This is a genomic window from Luteibacter sp. HA06 (assembly GCF_054061215.1).
Genome location: NZ_JBSSDZ010000001.1, coordinates 1,447,926 through 1,464,908 on the forward strand (window position 1 = coordinate 1,447,926; position 16,983 = coordinate 1,464,908).

The window sequence follows — 16,983 nt, forward strand, 5'->3', positions numbered from 1 at the left end:
GACGGCGTAAAGAAATGCTAACGTCCTTTGGAAATCCATCAGGGAAGCATCGTGGACGGAGCACAGGACATCGCCATCGTTACCGCACGCCTGCGGCTCGATCGGCTCGTCGAGGCGGACGCGGCCGCACTTTTCGCTTATCGCGGCGACGATGCCGTCGCCCGCTATCAGGGCTGGAAACCCGCGGATGTCGCAGCAGCCGCGGCCTTCATCGCCGATCAGGCGCTGCTCGCCTTCGGCACCGCCGACAGCTGGTGCCAGCTGGCAATCAGGGACAAGGCCACCGGCGAGTTGTTCGGCGACTTCGGCGTGCATTTTCCCACCAGTACGGACGATCCGATCGAATTCGGGATGTCGCTGCGGCCCGAGCGGCAGAGCCAGGGTTTCGCCCGCGAGGCCATGGCAGCCGGGCTCGAACTGGCCTTCGGGGAATGGGGCTACCGGCGCGCTGTCGGCTCGGTCGACCCGCGCAACGTGTCCAGCATGGCCCTGCTGCGGTCTCTGGGTTTTCGGCAAGAAGCCCACCACGTGGAGAGCTATTTCTTTCGGGGTGAATGGGTCGACGATGTCATTTTCGCCATGTTGGCGCGGGAATGGCCGCCAGGCGGCTGAGTCTGGCGCCACCGGGGGCGCCCGCTGTTGCACACACGGTCTTCATCGGCAGGGTGCGACATAAGCCGGAGCCTTGCGCGGAAACCACCATGAGCGAGCGGTACGTGCGCATCTATGTCGTCCAGCCCCCCGAAGTCGGGGCGGAGTGGGCGGTGCGTGTCGACTCGGACAAACCCGTGCGTTTCCGCCACGAGAAAGACGCCTTGAGCTATGCGCTTCGGCAGGCGCGGTCCCACACCGGGCAGGGTGTGTCAGTGGAACTAAGGGTAGAAGACGACCATGGCCACTGGCGGTCCATGGCGCTCTGACCGACAGGAACGGACATGCACACACCAGTTGAGCACTACAGGGGTTACGACATCCTCTGCAGCGCGAGTGGCTACACGCTCCTGCGCAACGACGTTGAAGTCCTGACCGTCGGCCACCATGACGCGAGCAAACCGTTGCAGGACTGTGCCCACCTCGCTCGCCTGCTAGAACAGGCCAAGCTAAGCGTGGATCGCCTTCTCGAACGAGCCTGACGGATGCCGTCGGTCAGGCCGCCGCGAGGCGGGCGAGGGCGGCGGCGCTGGGTGGTGCCAGATGGCCGAGCGCGGCAGCGGGCAGGAAGCGCCAGTCGGACAGGCGGCGTGGCAACCGCGCGCTGGCGAATGCTTCGCGCAGGCCGGCTACGGCAAGGTCCGGGGATTCGAAGCGACCGACCTCGACATCACTGCGCAGCGCGCGCCAGCGATGGCCGTGGTGAACGATGCGGAACAGACCTTCCGTCGATGTAAAGACATATTGCGCAAGCACCGGAACACTCCTTCGTGACCGGTGTATTGTCGCCGCGCGGTCGTGACCGCTTTGTTATCCCGAGGCTACGGTGTGGTGTCGGTCGTGGCCACACTGAGCCGAAGGTTATTTCGCCGACGCTGCCATCACATTGTTGATGGAGACGAGCACTTCGCCACAGCTGCTCTGCGCCAGCTCAGTGAGGTCGTCGTTGTTGTTACGCAGCTTCTGAACGAGGTCGCGGGCATTCTGCTGCCCTCTTACGTAATCGCCACTGCCGGTGCCGCCGGGCACCAGCACGTTCACCTTGGCCCGGAAAGCGTCGATGGTCGAGCCGGGGAGACCGCAGACGAACTGGCCGATCACGTCGGTGCGGCCGGCTTCGCCCAGGGTCAGGCCTGGCAGGGTTCTCGCGGAAACGGAAGCGACGGGAGCGAGCAGGCAGGCTGCAATCAGAAGTGCGCGAACGGAACGCATGAATTTTCCCCTTAGAGAAGCTGGCGGCGGCTGAAGCATGAGACCGCGCCGGGCGCCGCGCAAGCCCGGCCCCGTGGGGAATGTGCGCTGCTCCACAGACCGCTCCGCTTGTCGGATTTCGCCTACCGCTCGTCGTCGGGCGCTTGATTGACGCCCCCGGGTTGCTAGCCTGAAGGTAGGGAATAGTAGGGGGACGCCTTCGTGGCAAAGATGCAATTCCCGTCGCGCCGAGCGCGGCGTGTCGCTGATCGAGGTTCTGATGGCCGTGCTGATCTTCAGCATCGGACTCATCGGCTTGGCCGGGTTACTGATTGTTTCGACCCGGTCCAACCAGTCGGCCTTCGTCCGTACCCAGGTGACCTTCCTGGCCAATAGCATGGCCGACCGTATGCGTGCCAATCCTTACGGCCTGTGGGAGGGCGACTACACGGATACCTTTCCTGTGACAGGCACCCTACCCAAGTGCGACGCGACGAACGCTTGCGTTCCTAAGGATGTGGCCCTGCGCGACAAGATGCTTTGGGGTACTCAGTTGCAGACCTTCCTACCCGGCCTGGGCACGACATCCATTGCCTGCACGGCTGCCTCCGGCACGTCATACAACCCTACCGCGCAGATTGGCCTTCGGCCTCCCTACGGCGGTAAGTGCACGATGATCATCACCTGGGCCGAACGCGGCACCAGCGGTGCCGACGACAACACGGACAGCGCCAGCCTGCAGTCCTTCACCTGGGTGTTCGAGCCATGATGACGCGTTCCCTTTTTCGCCGGGCCGCGCGCGGCGTCACCCTTATCGAACTGATGGTCGCGATGGTACTGGGCATACTGGTAGCGGGCGGCATCATCACCATCTTCCTGTCGACCTCCAGCAGCAACCGCGTGCAGACCCAATTGGCGCGTATGCAGGAGGACGGTCGTTTTGCCATCGGGCAGCTCGACGACGACCTTGCGATGGCCGGTGGCCTTTATTGCAACAACACGGGCGGTATCGCGCAGGTCTCCTCGTCGAATGTTGCCCTTGACGGCCTGCGTGCGCCGAAGATTTTCGCGTCGAAGTTCATATCGGCGCTGTACGAGAACACGACGAGCTGGGGCGCTACTTCGGGAAAGAACACGTATCCCGCCGCGCCCACGACGCCCTATACGATGCCGTCGTTCATGTTCATGCGCGGCTACAACTGCACGGGTAGCGTCGCTTGCACGCCGATCCCGGTGGGCTTCCTGGGCGGCACGCTGAACACGGCCGGTACTGCGGTCGGCAATCGCGTCGTGGGCACTGACGTACTCACCGTGCGCTATCTGAATGCGGCACGTGGCTGGCGCCTCGGTGCGACGAGCACCGTGCAGGCCAACACTGACGGAACCTTGAAGACGATCACGCTGAGCCCGGCGGCCGGCGAGCCCCCGAAGTCGCAGTTCGTGGGGCCGATGGCGATGATGGCGGACTGTTCGACATCCCAGGTCTTCCAGGTCACCGGTGCGGGCACTAACACTCTCACGCCGGACGCGACCAATAACATGGCAGCGCCGCTCGCCCTGCAGCCCCAGTCGGCGCCGCGGCTGTACGACTTCAACACCGACATGCAGAACGTCACTTACTACGTGCAGGTCGTGACGGACGACGGCACGGCGACGGGCGTGAAGACGGGTGCGCTGATGCGTCGCATCAACGGTACGACCTCGACGGTGCCTGACCAAGAACTTATTCGCGGTGTCGAGCGGCTGACCTTCCGCTACGGTATCGAAGATACGACCGGTGGTGTGCGCTTTCTTACCGCCGACCAGGTCGACTCGCGCAATAACGGTGCGATCACCTGTCCTCCGACTGTCGCCAGCAGCAACCTGACGATCACCGACCCGGGTTGCCTGTGGCGGGCTGTGAAGAGCATCGAGGTATCGCTGCTGCTGTCGAGCCAGATAACGATGCCGACCATGACGACGCCGGAAACGGCCTTCCTGTACACACCCGACACGGCTAGCGGAAACCCAGCTCCGGTTTACCCGACCGAAGCCAGCACAGCCAAGCTCGCCATCCAGCCCGTGACCCAGGGCTTCGACAATAAGCGCCTGCGTCGCCAGCTCACCTCGCTGGTGATGGTACGCAACTACAACCCCTGATACCGATGCGTCACGGAGACACCATGAAACATGCCCGATTCCGGCCCCTGCAGCGCGCCCCGCGGGCGCAGCGCGGCGTCGTGCTCGTCGTTGCGCTCATCTTCCTGATATTGATCACGATTCTTGCCATGTCGGCATCCGGTACGTCGTTGATGCAGTTGCGTCTGGTGGGTGGCCTGCGTAGCTCGCAGATGGCTGACTTCGGTGCGGAATCTGCGGCACGCGGCGCCGAATGGCGGTTGTGGACAGCGAGCATCAATACGCCGCTGGCCTGCACGACGACGGGCCCCAATTGCTACATCTACGACGCATCCACCCCGAACACCACCGTGGATACGTTCCGCAATTCGCCAGGCTGGATCGCGACCGGCGGCACCACGTACTCGGCGGGCACGATGACCACCGTGAGCACCGATAAGACCTTCAAGCTAACCAAGGATCCGGTCTACGTGATCGAGGATCTTGGCGTCGAGGTGCCTCCCGGTCTTGGCTCGCAGCACGAATCCGGGCAGACGGCTGCAGGTACGGGAAACACCAGCGTCGATAGTCATGTTTACCGCATCACCGCCCGCTCGACCGGCGCGAACGACAACACCGTTCGCGTGCTCGAGACGACGTTCGCGGCCAAGGCCAACTGAGAGATTCCGTCATGAGCGCATCCCATCGCCTGCTAACGCTCGCCACCGCCATGGCCCTCACGGGCATCGGTGGATTCTCCGGTCAAGCCGCCGCCTCTGCGACCAACCTCAGCACGACGCCGCCCGACCTGACGACGTCCGTCGCGCCGAACATCGCGGTGACCTTCGATGACTCAGGCTCCATGCAGAGTTATTACATGGGTGATAACCGTCCCTTCGACCAGAAAGGCTGGAGTACTACTAGTCCCTGGATGTGCGCAGGTGTGATCGACCCGCGGATCAAGGACACCAAGAACAACGCGTCCAAGCCGATGAATGGCGTGTACTACAACCCTAATGTCGCGTACGCGACGGCGGTGAACGCCAACGGCACGCCGATGCCCAATGCCGATGCAACACTCCAGGCGGTCTGGTTGAACGGCATCGATATCAATCGCCCCGATAACAGGCAGACAGCGCAGGCAGCCGCGTTCCTTAGCAACCGTAACAGCCTGGCGGATTACAACGACGCTCGAGTCAGTAATCTCACCGGCACCATTCGGACGACGGACAAGGACGGCAACGTCACGCAGAATGACCGGTGGGGATGTACCGCCGGGGCTACAAATCCGTTCGATGGCACCCTGAAAGACCCGGATACGGGTGCCACGCCCACCGGCGGTCCTTATTACTGGCGCCTCAAGTCGGGTGTGAACATCACCAATTCGGACGGCACGGTCAACGCGTCGACTTCTGCGCTTTACAAGGCGAGCAACTGGGAGGCGGTATCGGTTCCGGCCTCGCAGTACCAGAACTTCGCCAACTGGTTTGCCTACTACCGCACCCGCAACATGATGACGCGTACCGCGCTGTCGCAGGCGTTCTCGAAGATCGGTAACTCGGTGCGTATCGCCTGGCAGAACATGGCGAACGCTAACGGTAACTCCACCGACGGCACCAAGGCCAACGCCGATTACGACACAAAGTTCGGCTCCACGGCCGTCCTGCAGGATATCGGTGACCTCAATTCCCCCGTGCGCGCCAGTTTTTACCGGTGGATGTTGCAGGTCGTCGGCGGCAATTCCACGCCGGCACGTGCGGCCACGATTCGTGCGAGTGACGTGTTCCGCCAGCCCCTCACGAAAGACAAGAACGATCCTTATTGGAACGGGCAGACCGCTTCGTCCGACTCGGCCGACCTTGTGTGCCGGAAGAATTTCCACATGCTGGTGACCGACGGTTACTGGAACGAAGGCGATCCCTCGCTTCCGGCAGCCGTCAACGGTACGCCAGCGCTGACCGACGCCAATTCCGCGGTACAGTCGCAGACCCTTCCGGACGCGCGGTCGTACTCGCCGGGCGATAGCTTCTCGAAGATTTACGGCAACGTCGCCGGGGATCTGTATACCTCGTCGATGGCGAATATTGCATGGTTCTATTGGGCAACAGATCTCCAGCCGACGTTGACCAACGGCGTGAAGCCGTATTGGAAAGACCTTACCGCCAGCACGCCGGTTGTCGTGACCAACCCCGGCGCGAACGACACGGTGTACTGGAATCCGGTCAACGATCCCGCCATTTGGCAGCACGTCTCTCAGTTCTTCGTCACCCTTGGCGTGGCGGGAACCCTGGATTATCCGGGAGATTACCCGGCGCTCCTGGCAGGCACGAAGTCGTGGCCCCGACCGGTGAACAACTCGCCGGAAGGTGTCGACGATACCTGGCATGCCGCTATCAACAGCCGTGGCGGGTTCTTTAATGCGTCGGATCCGACCACGCTCGTCAGCAGCCTCGTCAACATCATCAATTCGGTGATTGCCACCTCATCGAGCGCTGTGGCTCCGGCGCTGAGCGCTGGCGTGCTCGGCCCTAATGCACTTACCTACGTACCGAACTTTTCGTCGGTCGACTGGTCGGGCACGCTGACAGAGTACCCGCTGACCTCAACGGGTGGTCGCGGGACCTCTGACTGGGAAGTTTCAACTCTGCTCAAGGGGCGCACGAATCGGGCGATTGTGACGAGCGCGGGCCCTGGCGAAGGTAACGGTGTGGAGTTTCTTTACACCAACCTCACGTCCTCGCAGAAGCAGATCATGGATTCCAGTGACGGCAGTGCTACGACTGCCTCCAGTGACGGCAAGGGCACGAACCGCGTCAATTGGGTTCGTGGCGTGCAGACCGATGAGGGTAGCCTGCTGCGGACGAGGGCCTCGGTGTTCGGCGCTGTTGTCAACGCTCAGCCGCTTTACGTCGCCTACCCCTCCAGTGGTTATCGCGACTTTTTCCCGCCGGATCCGACCAAGCCGACCGTGCAGTCGCCGGAAACAGCAGCCTATAACGGCAGCACGCCGGATCCGACGAAGAGCTATTCGGCCTTCGTCGCTGCGAATATCAATCGTATGCCGACGATTTACGTCGCGGCAAACGACGGCATGCTTCACGCGTTTGATGCCCAGTCCAAGGCGCAATCGACGACGGCCGGCTCGGAGCTGTGGTCGTATGTTCCGGACGCCGTGTATCGGAAGCTTTGGTTCTTCTCACAGAAGGACAACTTCAAGTACCGTCCGACCGTGGACTCGACGCCGATCGTGCGCGATGTCTATTTCAGCCAGAACGCCAAGTCGGCCGTAGGCTGGCATACCATCCTCGTCGGCGGCCTTCGCTATGGCGGTCGTGGCATCTATGCCCTCGATGTCACCAAGTCGGGTACGACTGACGCAGCGGGCGCCTCCAAGAAGGTGCTGTGGGAGTTCAACGCTAACTCGCTGAACGACAACGGTACCGCCAACATCGGCAGTAATCTCGGCTACACCTTTGGGCAACCAAATATCGGGCGACTTTCGACGGGCCAGTGGGTGGTTCTTGTGCCGGCGGGCTACTTCCCGACCGACAGTACGGATCCCGAATACGGGGCTGCGGCGGCTTCGGCCACCAACAGCTCGCTGTTCATCCTGGACGCGCAGACCGGTAAGCTCATCAAGGAACTGAAGACGCCGACCAGTTACGGCGGCGTGACCACGCCCAGCTACGGTCTCTCGTCTCCGGTGCTCGGTGACTACGACAACGACCAGATCGACGATGTCGCCTTCGCCGGTGACCTGGTCGGCAACCTATGGCGCTTCAACCTCAGCGACTTGAACACGGTGGACCTGATGTTCAGGCCGACCACGAACGAGGAGCAGCCGATCACCGTCATGCCTCGTTTGTTCCCGGACCCGAATTCGCAGAACTTCATTGTCGTGTTCGGCACGGGCAAGTTCATTGGTGACGACGACCGTACGAGCACCGGTGCGAAGACCCAGTCCGTCTACGGTATCCGTGACCTCGGACAGACAGTCAAGACAGGCCTTCCGTGGACGAAGGACAAGCTCGTCCAGCAGATCCTCGACCAGACCTCCACGGGCTTGCGTGGTCTCACGACCAACGCGGCTCCGACCAGCTCCAAACCGGGTGGGTGGTATTTCGACCTCATATCTCCCGGTGAGAAGGTGGTGGTCACGCCGACGGCTCTGTTCAACACTAACCGTGCAATCATCACGACCCTGATTCCGACGACGCCCGATCCGTGCAACCCGGGCCGTGCGGGCGCCATCATGGTGGTCGACTCGTCGACCGGCGGTGCGGGTGCAGGCGTCAGCGGCGGCTCCTACCCTGCAGGCTCGCCATATACGGTGGCTGGTTCGCGAGTGGACAATCCGCCCGCTACTGGTGGCTTGCCGGCAGCGACGGGGCTTGGTGGCGGGAGTGTCATCGTGCCGGGCGTCACTGTCACAGGTAGCGGCGGCACGTCATTCTCGGCAGGTTCGCCCATCTGGCGCCGTCGTTCCTGGAGGATTCTCAATGATCAGTAACATTCGCCGGACGCGCGGTTTCACGCTAGTCGAGCTGATGGTCGTGGTGTTGGTCATGGGTATTCTCGCCGCCATCGCGATCACCTCGTACTCGCGCTACGCCTATCGCGCTCGCCGCGCCGATGGGCAGGAGCTGCTCATGCGCGTCGCCAATGCGCAGGAGCGTTACTACGCCACGTTCAACAAGTACGGCGACGATCCGGTCACGGGCGATCTGAAGCTCGGTAGCGCGACCTCCGAGAAAGGGTATTACACAGTCGCGATTACGAAAACAGACCTGACCAAGGACTACACGGCTACGGCGACTCCTGTGGCGGGAAACTTGCAGCAGAAAGATGTGTGCGGTGCCCTCAGCATCAACTCGCAGGGCGTGAAGCTGCCGGCATCTACCGATACCGCGAAGAACAGCAACGGGCGTTGCTGGTGATGGTCCGCACGGGGGGAAGGGTGATGACTCATCGTTCGCGCATGGCGGGCCTGTCTCTGATCGAGTTGATGGTCACGATTTTTGTCGTCGCCATTCTCATGGCTGTTGCTGTTCCAAGTTTTCGTGCAGTGATAAATCGTGGCACCGTGGCTTCAGCGGTGAACTCGCTCAGTGCGGACATGCAGTTTGCCCGTGGGGCGGCATCGAGCCAGCATCGTTTCGTCTCCATTTGCCGCAGCACGACGGGTACACAATGTGACATCCCGACGGGTACGACGTTCGACTACGACGTGGGCTGGATCGTCTATTCCTATGACGTGAGTTCCACGGGCGCGAACCAGGTGTATACCGCCGGCTCGTCCAACATGACGATCCTGCGGGCCACACCGCAGCGCGCGGGTGCATCGATTCGCGCAACGGACGGGAATGTCTTCACCTTCAACCAGACCGGACAGTTCGTCACGGCCACGGGCCGTACCACGCTGACGTTCATCGCCTGCCCGCGCAAGTCGCCAAGCGACATCACCAACACGGTAGGCACCAATGCGGCCGGCCGGCAGGGGTCTTCCCTGGTGCTCCGCCAGTCTGGGTCGCTGACCGTCACGACGCTGCCGCTTACCGCGACGACCTGCCTGCCCTGATCTGCAGGCATTGACGGGAGGGAGCGCCGGCCTTAGAATGCCGCGCTCGATGGGCGGTTAGCTCAGCGGTAGAGCACTGCCTTCACACGGCAGGTGTCACAAGTTCGATCCTTGTACCGCCCACCATCAGATCCCTCGAAAACCCGGCCTTGCGCCGGGTTTTCGTTTTTTCAGGCTACCGTAAGACCTCCCCAGTACAATGCGCCGGCTGACTCACCGGATACCGCCATGCACGAAGTCCTCGCTAACCTTCACGTGTTCATCCTGACCCCGTGGAAGATCATCGGCTTGCTGGGCACGCTGCTCTTCACCGCACGCTGGTTCGTCCAGTTTTACGCCACGAAGAAGAACAAGAAGGTCACGGTGCCCATGTCGTTCTGGTACCTGTCGTTGAGCGGCAGCGTGTTCACGCTGGCGTACTTCATCTGGGGCAAGAACGACTCGGTCGGCATCATCCAGACCGCCTTCCCGATGCTGGTGTCGTTCTACAACGTATTCGCCCACCTGAAGCACCACAACAAGGAAGAGATCAGGCCCGGCGGTCCCGAAGAGACCTGATCCCCCGGGTAGCTCGTCAGTCCGGGTCGTAGTCGAGGTAGGGCGCGAGCCACCGCTCGGCCTCGGTCCGGTCCCAGCCCTTGCGCTTGGCGTAGTCCTCGACCTGCTCGCGGCCGATACGGCCGACCACGAAGTACTGGCTGTCCGGGTGCGAGAAGTACCAGCCCGAGACCGCCGCGGTGGGGTACATGGCGAAGCCTTCGGTGAGCTGCACCGTCGTATGCGTGGTGGCATCCAGCAGTTCGAACAGCGTGCCTTTCTCGGTGTGCTCGGGACAGGCCGGGTAGCCGGGGGCAGGGCGGATGCCGCGGTAGCCTTCGGCGATCAGCGTGTCGTTGTCCAGGGCCTCATCCGGCTGGTAGCCCCAGAACTCCTTGCGCACGCGCTCGTGCAGCCGCTCGGCGAAGGCTTCCGCAAGACGGTCGGCCAGGGCCTTGAGCAGGATGGCTGAATAGTCGTCGTGCTCCGCCTCGAAGCGGGCTACGTGTTCGTCGATGCCGATGCCGGCGGTGACGGCGAAGCCACCGACCCAGTCCTGCACGCCGCTATCCTTCGGTGCGATGAAGTCGGCGAGGCAGAAGTCCGGGCGCTCCACGGGCTTGTCCACCTGCTGGCGCAGGTGGCGCAGCGCCGCGATGGGCTTGCGCTTCGCCGTAACGGTCTCCGCATACACCTCGATGTCGTCACCCGTCTGCGCGGCGGGCCAGAATCCGATTACGCCCTTGGCGGTGAGCCATTTCTCAGCGATGAGTTTGTCGAGCATCGCCTGGGCGTCGTTATAGAGCTCGGTGGCCTGCGTGCCGACCACGTCGTCGGTGAGGATGGCCGGGAACTTGCCCGCCAGTTCCCAGGCATTGAAGAACGGCGACCAGTCGATATAGGTCCGCAGTTCGGCAAGGTCGTAATCCTCGAAGGCGGTGATGCCCGGTGTCTTCGGCGTCGGCGGTACATAGGCCTGCCATTCACCGACGTAGCGCTGCGCACGCGCTTTGGCCAGCGTCACGAGCTGCTTGCCGGTGCCGCGGCCTTTATGGCGCTCGCGCACCTCGGCGTAGTCGGCACGGACCTTGATCATGAAGTCGTCGATGAGATCCTTGCTGACCAGCGACTGTGCGACGCCCACGGCGCGCGAGGCGTCTTTCACCCACACGGTGGGCGACTTATAATGCGGCTCGATGCGCAGCGCCGTATGTGCGCGCGACGTGGTCGCTCCGCCGATCATCAGCGGCACGTGGAAGTTCTGGCGCTGCATCTCACGCGCCACCTGGCTCATCTCTTCCAGTGACGGTGTAATTAACCCGGAAAGACCGATGATGTCGGCGCCGACTTCGCGCGCGGTGTCGAGGATCTTCTGTGTCGGCACCATGACGCCGAGGTCGAATACCTCGAAGTTATTGCACTGGAGCACCACGCCGACGATGTTCTTGCCAATGTCGTGGACGTCGCCCTTCACCGTAGCCAACACGATCTTGCCGTTGTTCTTCGCGCTGTCGCCGGAGATCTTCTTCTCCTCCTCGATGAAGGGAATCAGGTGGGCCACGGCCTTTTTCATCACGCGTGCGGACTTCACCACCTGCGGCAGGAACATCTTGCCGGCACCGAACAGGTCGCCGACGATGTTCATGCCGGACATCAGCGGGCCTTCGATCACGTCGAGCGGACGCTTCGAAATCAGGCGCAGTTCTTCCGTATCCTCGACCACGAACTGGTCGATACCGTGGACGAGCGCATGGCTCAGGCGATCGATTACCGGCTTCTCGCGCCAGGCGGCGGTCTCGACGGCGACCTCGGCCTTGCCGCCCTTGTACTTGTCGGCAATCTCCAGGAGGCGCTCGGTGCCATCGGCACGGCGATTGAGGACCACGTCCTCGACGCGCTCGCGCAGCTCTTCGGAGAGGTCGTCGTAGATCGACAGGCCACCTGCGTTGACGATGCCCATGTCCATGCCCGCGGCGATTGCGTGGTACAGGAACACGGAGTGGATCGCCTCGCGAACGGGGTTGTTGCCGCGGAAGGAGAACGATACGTTGGAAACGCCGCCGGAGATGTGCGACGACGGGAACCGCTTCTTCAGCTCACGGGTGGCTTCGATGAAGTCCACCGCATAGTTGTTGTGCTCTTCAATGCCCGTCGCGATGGCGAAGATGTTCGGGTCGAAGATGATGTCTTCGGGTGGGAAGTTCACCTCGTCGACCAGCAGCTCGTAGGCGCGTGAGCAGATCTCGATCTTGCGCTCCTTCGTGTCCGCCTGGCCTACTTCGTCGAAGGCCATGACGACGACGGCGGCGCCGTACTGGCGCACCTTGCGCGCATGTTCGAGGAACAGTGCCTCGCCTTCCTTCATCGAGATGGAGTTGACGATGCCCTTGCCCTGCATGCAGCGCAGGCCGGCCTCGATCACGCTCCACTTGGAGGAGTCGACCATGATCGGCACGCGCGCGATGTCCGGCTCGGAGGAGATCAGGTTCACGAAGCGCGTCATCGCGGCTTCGGAATCGATCAGGCCTTCGTCCATGTTGATGTCGATGATCTGCGCGCCGTTTTCCACCTGCTGGCGCGCGACGACCACCGCCTCTTCGTAACGGCCTTCCTTGATCAGTTTGCGGAACTGCGCCGAGCCGGTGACATTGGTGCGCTCGCCGACGTTGATGAAGTTCAGGTCGGGCGTGAGGATCAGCGGCTCGAGGCCGGAGAGTCGGGTATGGCGAAGAGTGGTCATGCGGCTTGCGTGGCGTCCTGGCGTACGCGCGGCGGGTAGGGCGCCACGGCGGCGGCGATGGCCGCGATATGAGCGGGCGTGGTGCCACAACACCCGCCAACGATATTGAGCAGGCCTTCGGCGGCGAAGCTCTCGATAGTGGACGCCATGGCCTCGGGCGTCTCGTCGTACTCGCCGAAGGCATTGGGCAGGCCCGCATTGGGATGGGTGCTGACCGCGCTGCCTGCGATGCGCGAGAGCATCTGCACGTGCGGGCGCAGGTCCTCCGCGCCGAGCGCGCAGTTGAGGCCTACCGACAGCGGCCGGATGTGTTCCACCGAGTAGAAGAACGCCTCGGCCGTCTGGCCGGAGAGCGTCCGCCCGGAACGGTCGGTGATCGTGCCGGAGATCATCACCGGCACGCGTGCGCCGAGCTCGTTGAACAGCTCGGTGAGCGCGAACAGCGCCGCCTTGGCGTTGAGCGTGTCGAAGATGGTCTCGACCATGATCGTGTCGGCGCCGCCTTCGATCAGCGCGCGCGCCGACTCGATGTAATTGGCGGTGAGCGCCTCGAAGCTGATGTTGCGGAAGCCCGGGTCGTTTACATCCGGCGAAATGGACGCCGTGCGACTGGTTGGCCCGAGTACGCCGATGACGAAGCGCGGTTTGTCCGGCGTGAGCGCGGTCATGGCATCGCAGGCTTCGCGCGCGATCCGTGCGCCTTCGCGATTGAGCTCGGGCACCAGGTGTTCGAGGTGGTAGTCGGCCTGGCTCACACGCGTGGCGTTGAAGGTGTTGGTTTCGACGAAGTCCGCGCCGGCTTCCAGATAGGCCGTGTGCACGCCGCGGATAATCTCCGGCTGGGTGAGCAGAAGAAGGTCGTTGTTACCCTTGAGGTCGCACTCGCCCGGATGGTCGTGGTGGTGCTGGTGCAGACTGTCGAGGCCGCCGGAGAAGCGCTCGCCGCGGTAGCCGGACTCGTCCAGCTGGTGACCTTGCAGCATGGTGCCCATGCCGCCGTCGAGAATCATGATCCGCTCGGACAGCGCCTTCTCTATGAGGGCGACGCGGTCGGGGTGGAGCCAGGGTAGGGTGCTCATGGCGGTCTCCGGTCAGGGCTTGCGTGCGAGCAGGCTGATCACTTCGAAGTGCGGCGCGCGGCGCTCACGGCTCAAGCGCTCACAGCTGACCACGTCCAGCCCGGCGGCCGTCGCCATGGCGACCAGACCGTCGCAGGTAAAGCCGAGGTTGCGGTGGTCGAAGGGCTCGATCACGGCGCGGTGTTCGTGTTCGCCAAGGGTAGACACGAGAAGCCGTCCACCCGGCTTGAGGACACGGGTCACCTCGGTGAAGACCGCTTCGGGCCGTTCCGCATAGGTGAGGGCGTGGAGCAGCAGGACAAGATCGAAGCGGTCGGCTTCCAGGTCCAGCGCGTGCATGTCGCCGGTGCGCACGTCGACATTGGTGAAGCTGGCCAGGCGCTGGCGTGCAGCGTCCACGACGCGCTCGGAGCTATCCACGCAGACGATCGAATGCGCGTGCGGCGCGAGGAGCTCGGCGGTGACGCCATCGCCCGAGGCGATGTCCAGTACGTCGCCCGTGGCGAGCAGCTGCAACAGGGAGCGCGCCAGGGTTTCCCAGGTACGTCCCGGCGAATAATGGCGCTCCATGTCGCCGGCCACCGTGTCCGCCCAGCCCTCGGTGCGTGCACGCTGGGCAAGGACGGCCGGCAGGCGCTCGGCATCCTCACGGAGCAGCGCATCGCTCAGGGTGTCTCGTAGGGAGGCGACCAGCGCGGCGAGGGTAGGGTCGGCCTCGGCGTTGGCGCGATAATAGGCGGACACGCCTGCCCGGCGGTCGCGCACCAGCTCGGCTTCCTTGAGCTTGGCAAGGTGGGTCGAGACGCGTGGCTGGGCCAGGTGCAGCACGGCGGCCAGCTCGGCCACGGTCAACTCCTCGCGGTCCAGCAGGGCGAGCAAGCGAACCCGGGTCGGGTCCGCCAACAGGCGAAGCACGGTGGAGGCCGTCGACAAATCCATGCCGAATCCTTTTATCGCGATAGAGAGATACATAAGGATGATGCCCCGCCGCCCCAGCGTCAAGGCCGATGTTGCAGTGCATGGAGGCAATGACTCGAACGGCCGTTAGAATGGGCGGCTTGTCTCTACCCCAAGACTTGCCGACCTTCCGGGCCGGCCCGAGGAATGCTCATGGATTTCCGTTTTACCGACGACCAACTGTCGATTCAGTCCATCGCCCGCGACTTCGCCCAGAAGCGCATCGCCCCCGTCGCTGCCGAGCACGACGCCAAGGGTGAATTCCCCCTGGAGAACATCCAGGAGATGGGCCAGCTGGGCCTGATGGGCATCGAGGTGCCTGAAGAGTACGGCGGTGCGGGCATGGACCCGGTGGCCTATGTACTGGCCATGGTCGAGATCGCGGCGGCCGACGCCGCCACCTCGACCATCATGTCGGTGAACAACTCGCTGTTCTGCAACGGCATCCTGAAGAACGGTAACGAAGAGCAGAAGCAGAAGTACGTGCGGGCCATCGCCTCGGGCGAAGCCATCGGCGCTTACGCGCTTACCGAGCCGCAGTCGGGTTCGGATGCCTCGAACATGCACACCCGCGCGGTGAAGAACGCCGAGGGTGACTGGGTGATCAATGGCAAGAAGAGCTGGATCACGTCCGGCCCGGTGGCTCGCTACATCGTCCTGTTCGCCGTGACCACGCCGGGGATGGGTGCTCGCGGAGTGTCCGCTTTCATCATCGACACCAAGCGCCCGGGCTTCATGGCCGGCAAGACCGAGCCGAAGCTCGGCATTCGCGCCTCGGCCACCTGCGAGATCGAGTTCCACGACTACGTGTGCCCGGCCGAAGACATGCTCGGTGCCGAGGGCAAGGGCTTCGGCATCGCCATGGGCGTGCTGGACGCCGGCCGCATCGGTATTGCTTCGCAGGCCATCGGTATCGCCCGCGCTGCGTATGAAGCGACCCTGGTCTGGTCGCGCGATCGCAAGGCCTTCGGCCACCCGATCGGCACGTTCCAGATGACGCAGTCGAAGATTGCCGACATGAAGTGCAAGCTGGACTCGGCCCTGCTGCTGACCCTGCGTGCCGCATGGGTGAAGGGCCAGGTCGAGAAGACCGGCGGTCGCTTCGGCACCGAAGCCTCGATGGCCAAGCTGGTCGCCTCGGAAGCGGCGATGTGGATCACGCACCAGGCCGTTCAGATCCACGGTGGTATGGGTTATTCGAAGGAAATGCCGCTGGAGCGTTACTTCCGCGATGCCAAGATCACCGAGATCTATGAGGGTACGAGTGAGATCCAGCGTCTGGTGATTGCGCGTGCGGAGACTGGGTTGCGCTGAGGCACTGCCTGCCCACCGGCTTCAATACGAAAACCCCGGCATTGCCGGGGTTTTCCTTATATCGATCAAGCGGCGGTGAATGCGAGCTTGCGGGCCTCCGGCATGAGAGCCTCAAGGCTGGGACCGCAACCGGTTATCAGTGTGACCGCGTAAGGAGCCATGTCCGGCATGTCGCTGAAGTCGAGGAAGTTTCCTTGCATGGCGGCGATCCTTGCGATGAATTCTGGAAGGCAGTGTTCAACGTTGTCGAGGATGCCGCCAGTGAGTTCACGTTCTCGCGCTTCAGCCATCAGGCGGCCGAGCAGGTTGCCGGGTCCCAGCCTCATCCAGAGAGCGTCCGGAGGGGTTGCTGGGATGTCGCTGAAGTCGATTTTGCTTTCATCAATGGCAGCGATTCTGGCGAGAACTTCCGGAGGTAGATCTTCCTCGGTATGCGTGGTGGCACCTGCGAATGCATGTTGCCGTGCCTTTGTCATCAGGAAGCTGAGAGGCGTATCGGCCTCAAGCTCGTAGATGACGAAGCTTCCAGTATTCAAGGGATTCATGACGGTTTGCCTCCCGGGCGGAGATGAGTCGGATGGTTTGGCCTCGCAAGGTGTAGACGACGAAGAGCTCTCTTCCGTTCGCGAGTCCAACGGCTGCGAATCGGACTTCGCGGCCGTGATAGTGGTGTCGGATATCGATGTAACTGAGGTCAGAAAAGACGTCGCAAGCCTGAGCGAACGAGACGCTATGCTTGAATGAGTTCTTGCGGGCCTTTGCGGCGTCCCACTCGAAGGTCAGGGCCATGGCCGGCCCCGCACGCACATGGAACAACGTTTGAGGCGCGCATGGGAATA

18 protein-coding genes and 1 tRNA gene are annotated in these 16,983 nt (G+C 62.9%); 12 read left to right on the forward strand and 7 right to left on the reverse strand.

The features are described 5' to 3' along the window. Positions 1-51 precede the first annotated feature (51 nt). The 3 genes from ACVWWJ_RS06465 to ACVWWJ_RS06475 all read left to right on the forward strand — a co-directional run bounded on the left by ACVWWJ_RS06465 (position 52) and on the right by ACVWWJ_RS06475 (position 1,133). On the forward strand, positions 52-612 hold the full coding sequence (locus tag ACVWWJ_RS06465) for a GNAT family N-acetyltransferase (RefSeq protein WP_456967143.1): 561 nt from the start codon (positions 52-54) through the stop codon (positions 610-612). Between the two features lie 89 nt (positions 613-701). After that, a complete protein-coding gene (locus ACVWWJ_RS06470; protein WP_159892240.1) occupies positions 702-920 on the forward strand; it encodes a hypothetical protein in 219 nt (72 codons plus the stop codon). A 15-nt stretch (positions 921-935) separates the two neighbouring features. Beyond that, entirely contained in the window at positions 936-1,133 is a 198-nt protein-coding gene (locus tag ACVWWJ_RS06475; protein ID WP_159892238.1) for a hypothetical protein, read from the forward strand. 13 nt (positions 1,134-1,146) lie between these two features. Here the strand turns inward: ACVWWJ_RS06475 and ACVWWJ_RS06480 are convergent, their stop codons facing one another. Further along, a complete protein-coding gene (locus ACVWWJ_RS06480; RefSeq protein ID WP_159892236.1) occupies positions 1,147-1,407 on the reverse strand; it encodes a hypothetical protein in 261 nt (86 codons plus the stop codon). A gap of 105 nt (positions 1,408-1,512) precedes the next feature. Beyond that, positions 1,513-1,863 carry a hypothetical protein gene (locus ACVWWJ_RS06485; protein ID WP_456967144.1) on the reverse strand — a complete coding sequence of 117 codons (351 nt, stop codon included), beginning with the start codon at positions 1,861-1,863 and terminating at the stop codon, positions 1,513-1,515. A 169-nt stretch (positions 1,864-2,032) separates the two neighbouring features. Here ACVWWJ_RS06485 and pilV point away from each other — a divergent pair, with 169 nt between their 5' ends. From pilV to ACVWWJ_RS06525, 8 genes are all read left to right on the forward strand, one after another. Continuing rightward, positions 2,033-2,611, forward strand: coding sequence for a type IV pilus modification protein PilV (pilV, locus tag ACVWWJ_RS06490; protein ID WP_456969671.1), 579 nt, complete (start codon positions 2,033-2,035; stop codon positions 2,609-2,611). Continuing rightward, positions 2,608-3,981, forward strand: a complete 1,374-nt coding sequence (locus ACVWWJ_RS06495) for a PilW family protein (protein WP_456967145.1) — start codon at positions 2,608-2,610, stop codon at positions 3,979-3,981. Before pilV ends, ACVWWJ_RS06495 begins: the two co-directional genes overlap by 4 nt. 23 nt (positions 3,982-4,004) lie before the next feature. Then, positions 4,005-4,619, forward strand: a complete 615-nt coding sequence (locus ACVWWJ_RS06500) for a pilus assembly PilX family protein (protein ID WP_456967146.1) — start codon at positions 4,005-4,007, stop codon at positions 4,617-4,619. 11 nt (positions 4,620-4,630) lie between these two features. After that, positions 4,631-8,449: a pilus assembly protein gene (locus tag ACVWWJ_RS06505; RefSeq protein ID WP_456967147.1), complete on the forward strand. Its 3,819-nt coding sequence runs from the start codon at positions 4,631-4,633 to the stop codon at positions 8,447-8,449. Further along, on the forward strand, positions 8,439-8,876 hold the full coding sequence (locus ACVWWJ_RS06510; RefSeq protein WP_456967148.1) for a type IV pilin protein: 438 nt from the start codon (positions 8,439-8,441) through the stop codon (positions 8,874-8,876). The genes ACVWWJ_RS06505 and ACVWWJ_RS06510 overlap by 11 nt, the downstream gene beginning before the upstream one ends. A gap of 23 nt (positions 8,877-8,899) precedes the next feature. Continuing rightward, positions 8,900-9,517 carry a pilus assembly FimT family protein gene (locus tag ACVWWJ_RS06515; RefSeq protein WP_456967149.1) on the forward strand — a complete coding sequence of 206 codons (618 nt, stop codon included), beginning with the start codon at positions 8,900-8,902 and terminating at the stop codon, positions 9,515-9,517. 51 nt (positions 9,518-9,568) lie between these two features. Next, positions 9,569-9,643 (forward strand) — tRNA-Val (locus ACVWWJ_RS06520). Between the two features lie 102 nt (positions 9,644-9,745). After that, entirely contained in the window at positions 9,746-10,075 is a 330-nt protein-coding gene (locus tag ACVWWJ_RS06525; RefSeq protein WP_159892224.1) for a lipid-A-disaccharide synthase N-terminal domain-containing protein, read from the forward strand. Positions 10,076-10,091: 16 nt separating this feature from the next. On the opposite strand, the gene metH is transcribed toward ACVWWJ_RS06525, so the two are convergent. From metH to ACVWWJ_RS06540, 3 genes are read right to left on the reverse strand one after another with little or no spacing between them, the layout of a single operon-like run. Further along, positions 10,092-12,794 carry a methionine synthase gene (gene metH, locus ACVWWJ_RS06530; protein ID WP_456967150.1) on the reverse strand — a complete coding sequence of 901 codons (2,703 nt, stop codon included), beginning with the start codon at positions 12,792-12,794 and terminating at the stop codon, positions 10,092-10,094. Beyond that, positions 12,791-13,873 (reverse strand): homocysteine S-methyltransferase family protein, encoded by a 1,083-nt coding sequence (locus ACVWWJ_RS06535; protein WP_159892220.1) that lies wholly within the window; start codon positions 13,871-13,873, stop codon positions 12,791-12,793. Before ACVWWJ_RS06535 ends, metH begins: the two co-directional genes overlap by 4 nt. A 12-nt stretch (positions 13,874-13,885) precedes the next feature. Next, the gene (locus ACVWWJ_RS06540; protein WP_456967151.1) at positions 13,886-14,812 is read right to left on the reverse strand and encodes an ArsR/SmtB family transcription factor; all 927 of its coding nucleotides are present in this window, start codon (positions 14,810-14,812) and stop codon (positions 13,886-13,888) included. A gap of 165 nt (positions 14,813-14,977) precedes the next feature. On the opposite strand from ACVWWJ_RS06540, the gene ACVWWJ_RS06545 reads away from it, so the two are divergent. After that, positions 14,978-16,144, forward strand: coding sequence for an acyl-CoA dehydrogenase family protein (locus ACVWWJ_RS06545; RefSeq protein ID WP_456967152.1), 1,167 nt, complete (start codon positions 14,978-14,980; stop codon positions 16,142-16,144). Between the two features lie 65 nt (positions 16,145-16,209). Here ACVWWJ_RS06545 and ACVWWJ_RS06550 read toward each other — a convergent pair whose 3' ends face one another. Beyond that, a complete protein-coding gene (locus ACVWWJ_RS06550; RefSeq protein ID WP_456967153.1) occupies positions 16,210-16,689 on the reverse strand; it encodes a hypothetical protein in 480 nt (159 codons plus the stop codon). Further along, the gene (locus ACVWWJ_RS06555) at positions 16,646-16,933 is read right to left on the reverse strand and encodes a BrnT family toxin (RefSeq protein WP_456967154.1); all 288 of its coding nucleotides are present in this window, start codon (positions 16,931-16,933) and stop codon (positions 16,646-16,648) included. The genes ACVWWJ_RS06550 and ACVWWJ_RS06555 overlap by 44 nt, the downstream gene beginning before the upstream one ends. Between the last annotated feature and the right edge of the window lie 50 nt (positions 16,934-16,983).

Bases quoted from the DNA above. Each gene is read 5' to 3' on its own strand.
- ACVWWJ_RS06470 (WP_159892240.1), top strand. From the start codon at position 702: ATGAGCGAGCGGTACGTGCGCATCTATGTCGTCCAGCCCCCCGAAGTC.
- ACVWWJ_RS06475 (WP_159892238.1), top strand. From the start codon at position 936: ATGCACACACCAGTTGAGCACTACAGGGGTTACGACATCCTCTGCAGC.
- ACVWWJ_RS06485 (WP_456967144.1), bottom strand. From the start codon at position 1,863: ATGCGTTCCGTTCGCGCACTTCTGATTGCAGCCTGCCTGCTCGCTCCC.
- ACVWWJ_RS06495 (WP_456967145.1), top strand. From the start codon at position 2,608: ATGATGACGCGTTCCCTTTTTCGCCGGGCCGCGCGCGGCGTCACCCTT.
- ACVWWJ_RS06500 (WP_456967146.1), top strand. From the start codon at position 4,005: ATGAAACATGCCCGATTCCGGCCCCTGCAGCGCGCCCCGCGGGCGCAG.
- ACVWWJ_RS06505 (WP_456967147.1), top strand. From the start codon at position 4,631: ATGAGCGCATCCCATCGCCTGCTAACGCTCGCCACCGCCATGGCCCTC.
- ACVWWJ_RS06510 (WP_456967148.1), top strand. From the start codon at position 8,439: ATGATCAGTAACATTCGCCGGACGCGCGGTTTCACGCTAGTCGAGCTG.
- ACVWWJ_RS06515 (WP_456967149.1), top strand. From the start codon at position 8,900: ATGACTCATCGTTCGCGCATGGCGGGCCTGTCTCTGATCGAGTTGATG.
- ACVWWJ_RS06525 (WP_159892224.1), top strand. From the start codon at position 9,746: ATGCACGAAGTCCTCGCTAACCTTCACGTGTTCATCCTGACCCCGTGG.
- metH (WP_456967150.1), bottom strand. From the start codon at position 12,794: ATGACCACTCTTCGCCATACCCGACTCTCCGGCCTCGAGCCGCTGATC.
- ACVWWJ_RS06535 (WP_159892220.1), bottom strand. From the start codon at position 13,873: ATGAGCACCCTACCCTGGCTCCACCCCGACCGCGTCGCCCTCATAGAG.
- ACVWWJ_RS06540 (WP_456967151.1), bottom strand. From the start codon at position 14,812: ATGGATTTGTCGACGGCCTCCACCGTGCTTCGCCTGTTGGCGGACCCG.
- ACVWWJ_RS06545 (WP_456967152.1), top strand. From the start codon at position 14,978: ATGCTCATGGATTTCCGTTTTACCGACGACCAACTGTCGATTCAGTCC.
- ACVWWJ_RS06550 (WP_456967153.1), bottom strand. From the start codon at position 16,689: ATGAATCCCTTGAATACTGGAAGCTTCGTCATCTACGAGCTTGAGGCC.
- ACVWWJ_RS06555 (WP_456967154.1), bottom strand. From the start codon at position 16,933: ATGGCCCTGACCTTCGAGTGGGACGCCGCAAAGGCCCGCAAGAACTCA.